Below are 9,785 nucleotides of genomic sequence, written 5' to 3' on the forward strand. Positions count from 1 at the left end.
GCCCTTCGCCACGCGCTTCGCCGCGCCCGCCGCCGCGCTCGATGCGCCGCCGGTGAAGAGCGAGAGCCCGATGCCAATGGCCGTGACCGCCAACATGGCGAAAGCGACGCCGATCTGCCCCCAGACCGAGATCTCACCGGTGGGGTCGGTGATGCCGAGCGGATTGTTCGCGGCGAAGATGTAGGGGCTCGCGAACTGCCGCTGCGGATCCGGCGTCACGAAGCGGCGCAGGACCGGGTCGTACATGCGGGCGCGGAAGTTGTAGAGCCCGACCTCGGCGTCCCACTCCTGTCCTTGGAAGAGGTAGGGAGTGGCCGCCATGTCCCCCTCGGCGAGCGTGAGGCCGCCGAACGGGGCGTACGCGTAGCGGGCCACGAGCGTGGCGCCCTCCACGACCGCCCACACGGACTGGTCCGGATCCGGGAGCACGAAGCGCGTGGCCGTGCCCACCAGGGCGAGGAGCCCCGACGCCCCCTGTACGAGCACCGTCCAGGACCCGCCATCCCGCCGAGCCACGGGGACCAGACCCGCGCCGAAGAAGTAGACGCTGTCAGCGCCGTCGCGGCGGCGCTTGAGCACGCGCTGCTGGCTCCCTCCGTAGGCGAGCCGGAGCGCGCCGCCAGCCTCGATGCGCGTCGTCATGCCGGTGGCACGGTCGTACCCGAACGTGCGGCCGGCGCCCGCCAGGAGCTGGCCGCGCGCGCTCCAGGTGAGCGGCTGGGCCGGCTCCGACCCGACGGTGAGCGACGCGACACGGTCCGAGCCGCCGACGCACGGGGTGGCCACCACGGTGCCGCCCTCCTCGGCCTCCCAGATGTTGCCGCTGGGATCGTAGGCGTGGATGGTCATCGTCGTGGCGCCGGCCGCGGTGAGGAGCCGCCGCTGATCGTCGTAGCCGAAGACCTCCTCCTGGCTGGTGTCCTTGCCGGCGAAGCGCCACCGCACGCCGCGGGTGCGCACGACGCCATCCGCGTCATAGGCGTAGGCGAGCGCGAAGGACTGGTCGCCGGCCGCCGACGTGGTCGTCATCGTGGCCACCTGGCCGGGCGAGGTGTAGTCGACGAGCCGCGTCCACGCGCCCTGCCCGAGCACCTCCCGCTGCACCGCGCCGTCCGCGCTCCAGCCGTAGGCCGCGAGGTCTGCGAGGCCGGCGGCGGTGCCAACGGACACCAGGTGCCCGAGGTCGTCATGGGCGTAGTGGACCGCCGCGAGCGGGGCTCCCGCGGGGAAATCGACGCGGACCACCTCCGAGAGGTTGTCGTACGTGTAGGCGACCGTACCGTCGGCGGCCGTGGGTCCGTCGAGTGTCATGCGCACCGAGGAGAGGTGCCCGTCGTCGTCGTAGCCGAACACCTCGGTGACCGTGACGTCCCCGTCGTCCCCGGGATTGTTCGCCACCGAAATCCATTTCCTGCCGATGAGGGTGGGCTCGTCCCCGTCGCCGTCGTAGCGCATCGTGACCGCGACCGTGGACCCCTCGGCCGGCCAGTCGGGCTGGTTCGCGAGCAGGCGCAGCGCCGCGGGGTCCCACGCCGCCGAGACGGAGCCCTCCTCCACCATGCGCCCGAGCGCGTCGTATTTGTAATAGACGAACCACTGCTCGCCCGCCTCCATCGCGGGCTGCACGAAGCGCAGCCGCCCGGCCACGTCCGACACGAACCGCGTCTCCCCCGCGTCGGGATCGGCGAGGGACTCGATGCGCTGGAGGGCGTCCGTGGTTGTCCGCTGTGCGTAGGCGCTCGGGTCCTGCTGGGGTCCGCTCACCAGCGCGTTGGGGAGCGCGGTCTGGAGCGTGGCCGCGGGCCCGGACGCGCCCGCCGTGTAGGTCCGGTTGCCCGAGGTGCGCGAGACCTCCTCCCCCACGCTCGACACGTAGGTGCTCGTCACGGTCTGGCTGAGCTGGTCGGTCAGACGCACGGACCGCGTCTGGACCGGGCTCGTGAGCGTGTCCTGGAAGTAATGGCCGGCTGGGAGGCTTCCCGCCGCGTTCGCGCCGAAACGCAGCCGCGTGGTCTGGCGCTGCTCCTCGGGCACCGAGAGATCGATCGCATAGGGCTTGCCAGGGTTGCCCTGCTCGATCGACTGCTGCCGGGGCGAGGCCTCGTAGCGCGTGCCCTGGTAGGGGTAGCCCTTGTCGTCCGAGCGCGTGACGCCGTCCCCGGTCTGCCCCCCGTAGTAGTCGGCGACGTCGCCCTTCAGCTCCCAGGTGGTGGAGAGATTCGCGAGGAAGTCCTCCACGTTCACGAAGCCGGGCCGGTATTGGAGGACGGGCTGGTGCTGGCCGGAGCCGAACGAGCCGGGGGCTCCCTTCGTCGTCACGAGCTGGCGGTCGAGCGCGTCGTAGACGAGGCCGACCACGGTGCTGTCGGCGCCATGGAGCTGCTGCACCTGCCGCTGCCGGCCGGCGGCGTCGTTGTAGGACACGCCGACGCGGACACCCTCGACGACGGAGAGGTTGCGGATGGCGCCCTCCCCGGCGAGCGTGATGGACACGGTGTCCCCGACAGGACGGACCGCCTGACTGTAGAGGAGCTGGCCTCCGGCGAAGAAGAGCACGACGCCGTCGCCGACGACGAGGAGCCAGTGCTGCTCGAGGGGGGGCGTGGCCAACGCCGTCCAGGCCACGTCCGCCTGGGACGCGCTCCAGCCGCCATCCCAGCGGACCGTCACGTTGCCCACGGACACGGATGCGACCACGTCGCGCGCCTGGAGCTCGAAGTAGACCGCCCGGGTCCCCTCCGCGGTGCCTCGCCAGGTGACCGGGCCCGCGGTGGCTCCCGTGTGCACGAGGGCGCCGTCCGCGGCCGCCCACCCGGCGGACGCGTCCCAGCGCTCGCGCCAACGGTCGCCGTCACGGAAGGTCTCGAGCACGCCGCCAGTGGCGGGGTGCAGGGTGACCTCGGCGTTGGGGCTCCTTGGCGAGAAGACGCCGTCGTTGCCCCGGCGCGAGAGGAAGCTCTGGGAGAGCTCCTTGATCTGCCCGGAGGCACCCACCGAGACGGTCGGCTGGAAGGCGCGGTCATAGTACGTGCGCGTGGTGCGGCCGCTCGCGTCCTGGGTGGACGTGACCTGCTGGCTCGGCTCGTCGAAGGTGCGGCTCACGAGGCTGTTGGCCAGGGGGGCCACCAGCACGCTGTCGATGGTCACCGGGCTGGCGGTGGTGTTCGTGATCGACAAGGCGAGCGCCACCGACGCTTCCGTGGCGGCGGAGCGGGGCGCGAGCGGGGCAGTGCCCGTCACGCGGCTCCTCGGCCGGCGAGGACGGGCGGCGAGGCGGGCGCGGCGGGCCGCGGAGCGCCGATCGGGCGCGGGAACGGCGCCCCCGAGCACTTGGGGGCCGCCAAGCGGGACGGGCACGGTGACGTAGCGCCACGCACCGTCCGTGGCGGGCAGCGGCACGAAGACCGGCGTGGCGGCCACGCCGTCGACGGTGACGGTCGCGGAGATTCCGGTGGTGGCGTCGGCGGCGAAGCCGGCCGGTGTCCGCACCCACACCCCGGCGAGGTACGTGCCCTCGGGCGCCTCGGGCGTCACCGTCACGGCGAGGGAGGCGTTGGCACCGCCGGGCAGCCGGGCCGCGCGGAGGCCCGTGCGCACGTCGTCCGCCTCATACTCCACGCCGGAGAGCGTCCAGCGGGAGGTGTCCTCGTAGGGCTGGAAGCCGAGGAAGGCGAGCCCGCCGAATGGCACGTTGGACGAGCGTGCCACGGCGAACTCGCAGTTGGCGCTGTAGATCGTGGCGGTCGGCACGCCGAGGCCGTCCACGCTCTCCTGCTCCTGGCCATAGGCCGTGCGCTCCGTGGTGCGCGCCGCGAGGGCCCAGCCGGCCGGGTTGTCTCCCGGTACGTAGGCGGCGAACGGGAACGCCACGTCCGTCGCGTCGAGGAGGCCGAAGCTCGCCTCGGCCACTGCGACGAGCACACCCTCGGCGCTCGGCCAGCCGGCGTAGGTCGTCGCCATGACCTGCACGGGGACCGTGCCCGTGCCAGTCGTGACCGTGTCGGTCTCCTGCGCGGGGTCGGTGAGCGCGTGGATCGCGGCCAGACCGGCATCGACCGCGACGCCCTGGACCGTGGTTCGCACGAACGTCTGCGCCTGGCCCTCGCCCCCGTACTGCCGGAGCGAGAGGGTCACCGGCTGGCCGGTCGCGGAGCCGGGCGCGCCGTCCGGTACGTACACGGTGGTCTTCGTATGGGTGACACCGTTGATGACTTGCGTGTCCACCGTCTGCGCCACCCAACCGCCGCGGAGCACGATGGTCTCGGGCTCGAGGACGTCGGAGGCGACCTGCTGGTAGACGACCCAGGTGGCCTCGGTGCTCTCGAGCAGCACGCCGTCGCGGTCGCGCGTCTCCGTGCGCAGCAGGAGGCCGTCGAGCATGTCGTAATAGTTGGCGCCGGTCTGATCCGCCATGCCATTGAGGTAGGTGCTGTCCACCCACCCGTTCACGGGGTTCGCCGCATCCGAGGCGCCCGAGCAGGTGCGGGCGGAGAAGTACTTCACGATGTTGCCCGCGGGGTCGCAGCCCGCGGTGCCCGTGTCGAAGACGTAGCGCGTCGGGAGCTCGTCCTGATAGCCGTCGGTGATGTCGAGGCCCGTCACCGCGTAGTGCTCGATGGGCCCGGCGAAGGCGTCCCCGGCGTACTGGTGGAGGTACACCGTCGTCGCCGCGTCGAAGTCGACGGCGTCCCCGGGGTAGCTGGCGAAAAGCCGCGGCCCCTTCGGCGAGGTGCCCGGGCCTTCCCCGCGGACCATCTTCTCCTCGAGGAACGGCTCGGGCTTGCCCACCTGCCCGTTTCGCAGCGCGACCGCCTCGACCCGCTGCGACGAGCTCCCCTTCTCGGCGGTGAACGCCAGGAAGGTCGGCCCCTCGTCCACGAGCGACTCGGAGTCGAAGTCGTAACCCTCCGCGCTCACGAGGGCCGCCAGGTTGGCTGACGCCGGCGAGGTCACGACGGCACCCCAGTCCGACGCGGTGCCACGGAAGTACACGTACGGGCCGACGACCGCCCAGTCGGCGCCGCCGCTCGTGGGCCAGTTGTCCGTCTGATCATCCTGGGACGGCAGCGATTGGCCCAACGTGGCCGGGGCCGGCCTCCAACCCCCCGTCGGGTCGTAGGCCATCACCTGCCCGACGGCCTCGCCGACGCCAGTGGTGGGCGCGATGACCTGGATGGCGTAGTCGGGCCCGAACGCGTAGCGCTGGTCGCGGCCCGCGTCGGGCATGCCCGGGTTGAGTGCCGTGCTCACTGCCCACGCCGCGCCATCGAAGCGCGCGAGGTTGCCGTTGATGGCGACGAGCGTGTCGTCGATCACCTCCGGAATCCACGGGGTGGGCGGGTTGTCCTGCCCGAAGGTGTCGGTGAACTCGCCGAGCTCGTGGACCTCGAGCGCGTAGGCCGCCGTCCACCGCGCCACCCAGACGCGGTAGGTGTTCTCCTGCTCGTTGTTCCCGAGCAGGTTGGACACCGTCACGAGCGAGGTGCCCGGCACGAGGGCGACACTGTCCAGGTCCACCGTCGAAAGCCTGGGGATCGTGGTCGGGGCCCCTGACTGCCACACGAGCAGACTGTCCAGCCAGCGGAGCGCGAGCTTGCCGTCGAGATCCAACGTGGCGAGGTACTCCCCCCCGCCCCGCGATCCATGTGTAGCGGGGGGGGTGGATCGTCTCGCGCGTCCACGCCCGCGTGGTCCATCGCCAGGTGAGCAGCTCGTAGCTGCCGGACAGGGTCCTGCTGCTCATCTGCGCCACGGCGAGCCAGGTGGTGCCGCCCACGAAGGTCGTGGCGGCGCCCGTCGTCGGCAACTCGAGGGTGGGGACATTCTTCGCGGTGGTGACCCCGTCGATGGTGGCGCTGCGCCACTGGCCGGGCCGCGCCACGTCACGGTCGAAGACGTAGACGGCGCGCTCCGACGGGGTGGTGCGCGTGAAGGTGAGCGCGAAGAAGTCCTGGTTGGCAACGGCCTGGAGGCTGTCGAGATCGAGGCCGAGCGTGTCGAGGAGGGCGTCGTCCGGGTCGAGCTGCCAGGTGAGCCACGACCCCCCCCAGGTCCAGACCTGGAGTGAGAGCCGGCCGTTCGCCTGGTTGTAGTACGTGACGACCGCGTAGTCCGGGCCATGGTAGACGCGTGGCGAGCCGCTGCCGACGACGTCCGGCCGCTTCACCTCCGCGCGCCGTTCGCACAGCGTGAGCTCCTGGCGGGTATAGGTATAGGTGGCGGTGCCGCCCTCCGGAGAGGTGAGGGTCGCGAGGGCCCCGGGCTGGCCGCCCTCCGCCGCGGCGTCGAGGGAGTAGCCGAGCACGAGGCCGGGGCTCGCCACGCCGTCCTGGTCGAACTGGGTGATGCCGGTGAGGAAGCGCTTGAACGTGTCTCCCCGGAGGGAGCCCGTGGCACTGGTGACGTTGGCCACCTCGCGCTCCCGGCCGGACGCGTCCGGCCGCGGATCGTAGGTGAAGCGGAAGGTGAAGAGGGTGGAGCCGTCGGCTGCCTGGATGATGATCTCGTCGAGGAAGCGCGTCTCGTAGCGGTCCTGCCATGCACCGGGGGCGTCGCTGGGGGCGGCGCGGTGCGGGTCCGCGTACTCGCGCGGGGCCGTCTCCCCGGCACTCCACAGCTTGTCGCCGTAGTCGAGCGTGACGGTGCGGCCGAACATGTCGGTGAGGCGGGTCAGGTACACGGCCTTGGTGTATGGCAGCCCGCCGGCGCCCACTCGCTGCTCGCAGCCGCGGATCAGGCCGTCGGTCCGCTCGAAGCCGTTGTAGGCATAGGTGACGGAACTCCCGAACCGGTCCGTGACGCGGCCGAGGTACCAGGCGCGCGCCACCTGGACCTGCCCCTCGGTCCGCATCGAGGCCCCGCTCCAGAGCGGCTCTCCGTCGCTTCCCTTCCACCACACCGACCACGCCACCGTCTCGTTCACGCTGTGCGCGCCGGCCGCGTCCCGCGTGACACCTCCGCCGAACGAGCGCCGCACCGCCGAGTCACTCGTGACCACCCAACGCTCGTAGCGGGGGTAGTACTGGATCTTCCAGAACTGGTAGTTCTGGAGCTGGTACGCCTCGCCGCCGTCCTTCGCCAGCAGCCGCTCTCCCACCTCGAGCGTGTAGAGCAGCTCGTGGGTGTCGTCGACGAGCTCCCAGGTGCCATGGCCGCCCCGTGCGATGGCGTCCGCCGACAGGAGGAGCCCGTGCGCGTGGAACTCCTCGACGAGCACGGAGGGGACGGGCTTCCCGTCGGCCAGGCTGCCAGCGAGGGCCGCGTCGGCGGAGAAGAGGCGGGGGGCCCACGGTTGGCGAACCAGCGTGTTGGGCACCCCGTTCTCGTAGAGCACGTACTGCCGCGTGCCCGGCACCGGCGAGCCCGAGGACACCGCTTCGATCCACGTGAGGGGAAGGCTCCAGCCGAGGCCGGCCACCCCCGTCGGCGCCTCGCGGTTCCACGTCGTCGCCTCGCGGAACACGTTGGATTGGTACTGGAGTGACAACGTCACGTCGAGGCCGTTGTCCTGGGAACGCCCCGGGAGGGTGAACAGGCTCTGGGTGAGGTTCACGTCCCCGCGGAACAGGTTGACGGAGCTCGACAGGTTTCCGACGGCGCTGTCGTCCATCTGGAACGTGCGGATGGCGGGGGGCTGGCCTTGCGACGGGGGGTTGGACGACGACATGGGAGTAGGCCTCGAGCGCGCGCGAACGGGGTGGGGCCCGTGCATGGCACGGGACGGGAAGAGGGTGCCCCGCGGAGTAGCGGGGCACCGGCCGGGTCCAGCCAGCGGGAACTAGGAGGCCGCCACGGTCTTCGGGATGCCGACGACCAGGAGCGACACGGAGCCGCTCGACTCGTTGTTCCCACTGTCATCCCACATGAAGGCCCTCGGCGTGGTCAGCTTGACGGTAGACCCCTCGACCGCCCACTGATGGCAGCCTCCACCAATCGACCTGACGTGGTGGTCCTTGGCGAAGCGCACCTGGTAGTCCTGGAGGAGCACCACCGCATCGGAGAGCTCCTTCTTGAACTCCACCGGGACGGTGGTGCCGGGCGCCTGCAGGTTGAGCATGGGGACCGCGTACACCCCGGCCTCGGTGGTGCTGGCGGCGAGGAGGCCGGCGTTGAGCGTCGCCGTCGTGGCCATGTTGCCCGAGGAGTCGGACATCGACGCGTCAGCCCTGATGTAGGCCGTGGTGCCGTTCTGGACCATGCCCGTCGCAAGCTCGACCGACAGCACGTGGTTATCGCTGCCGTAGACGAGCTCGAACCCGGAGAGGAAGGCGGCGCCGATCGAGAGCGTCGAGCTCGGGAGCGCGATGCCGGCGCTCTGCGTGCCGTCGGAGATGCCGTTCGCGGAGGCGAGCACGACGTTGCTGTCCTTGTTGTCGACGACCGCGATGCAGCAGGCCACCACCGAGCTGTCATCCACGTGGATGGTGTTCCCGCTGTCGTCCCGGATCTCCCCGTTGACCTTGACGGTGACCTGCGCTTCGTTCGGCTGGTTGGCGCTGAGGGAGATCTTGAGGGTGCGGACGTGGTTGTCGTTGTTGAAGCTCAACCTCCAGTACGCGAGGCCGATCGTATAGCTGAGCACTTTGTGCCCGCTGAAATCGAACGTCACGGTCTTGGAGGGTTGGCTGTGGACGTAGCGAACTGCGATGGGCATGGCTTGGCTCCTGGCCGCCGAGGCGGCGTGTGAGGGGTGAGTGACGATTTTTCGATCCGGCCTCTGAAGGGCAGTTGATAACCCACTTGCCTGCGGGCTCGGTGCCACCTTCAGAGTGGCTGTGCGCTCAGGGCACGTACACTTCCGCCGTGGCAAGTGACTGGGTGCCATCTTCGCCACCCACGACGAGCACCCTGCCCGAGGTCAGCGGCGTCGCGGTATGCGCTCCGCGGGACGCGGCCATGGAGGCGGTTGCGGACCAGGAAGAGGTGGCTGGGTTGTACAACTCCGCGGTGTTGTGAGCGCCGCTGCCGTCGCCCCCCGCGACGAGCACCTGGCCCGAAGCGAGCAGCGTGGCGGTGTGGCGGGAGCGGCTTTCGACCATGGATCCAGCCGCGGACCAGCTGTTGGTGTCTGGAGCGTACAGCTCGGAGGAAGAGGAAGAGGGAGCGGTGAGCGATTGCCCCCCCGAGATGAGCACCTTGCCAGAGGAGAGCAGCGTGGCCGTGTGAAGGCCATGGCTCGTCACCAGGGTGGCGGCTGGAGCCCACGTATTGGTGGCCGGGTCGTACACCTCGGCGCTGCTCAAGCTCCCGGAGGCATTGGTTCCTCCCGAGACGAGGACTTTGCCCGAGGGGAGCAATGTGGCGGTGTGGTGGAGACGGGCGGTGCTCATGACGCTGCTCTTGATCCAGAGGTTGGCGAGCGGCTCGAACACCTCCGCGGTGGCTAGAGCGTTGGTGCCATCGGTGCCGCCGGTGACGAGCACCTGGCCCGAGGGAAGCAGCGTCATGGTGTGACCGTAGCGGCCCCCGCTCATGGGGCTGACCGAATACCAGGCGTTGTTCTCCGGATCATACATCTCCACGCTGGTCAGGGCGCCGGCGCCCCCAGTGACGAGCACGTAACCATTGGGGAGCAATAGGGCGGCGTGAGCGAAGCGGCCCTTGGGCATGGCACTGACTGGAGACCAGGAGTGGGTCGCTGGATCGTACAACTCCGCACTGCTCAGGGTGGTCGTCCCATTGCGCCCCCCAGCGATGAGCACCCGGCCCGAGTCGAGCCGCGTGGCGGTGTGGTCGTAGCGGCTCGTGGACATGGACCCCGCGGACGTCCACCCAGTGACGCTGAG

The 9,785-nt window shown here is 70.6% G+C and carries 4 protein-coding genes; all 4 read right to left on the bottom strand.

All coding sequences use genetic code 11. The annotated features are described in order from the left end of the window. On the bottom strand, window positions 1-5,124 hold a 5,124-nt coding region (locus Q664_RS62585), incomplete at its 3' end, for an RHS repeat-associated core domain-containing protein (protein WP_326938661.1). Further along, a complete protein-coding gene (locus Q664_RS60495; protein WP_235216537.1) occupies window positions 5,051-7,666 on the bottom strand; it encodes a hypothetical protein in 2,616 nt (871 codons plus the stop codon). The genes Q664_RS60495 and Q664_RS62585, both read right to left, overlap by 74 nt. A 111-nt stretch (window positions 7,667-7,777) precedes the next feature. Next, window positions 7,778-8,653, bottom strand: a complete 876-nt coding sequence (locus Q664_RS03500) for a hypothetical protein (RefSeq protein ID WP_043389824.1) — start codon at window positions 8,651-8,653, stop codon at window positions 7,778-7,780. A gap of 127 nt (window positions 8,654-8,780) precedes the next feature. Next, the coding region (locus Q664_RS03505) for a Kelch repeat-containing protein (protein WP_043389825.1) at window positions 8,781-9,785 on the bottom strand (1,005 nt) is incomplete at its 5' end.

The organism is Archangium violaceum Cb vi76, assembly GCF_000733295.1.
Classification (GTDB): Bacteria; Myxococcota; Myxococcia; order Myxococcales; family Myxococcaceae; genus Archangium; species Archangium violaceum.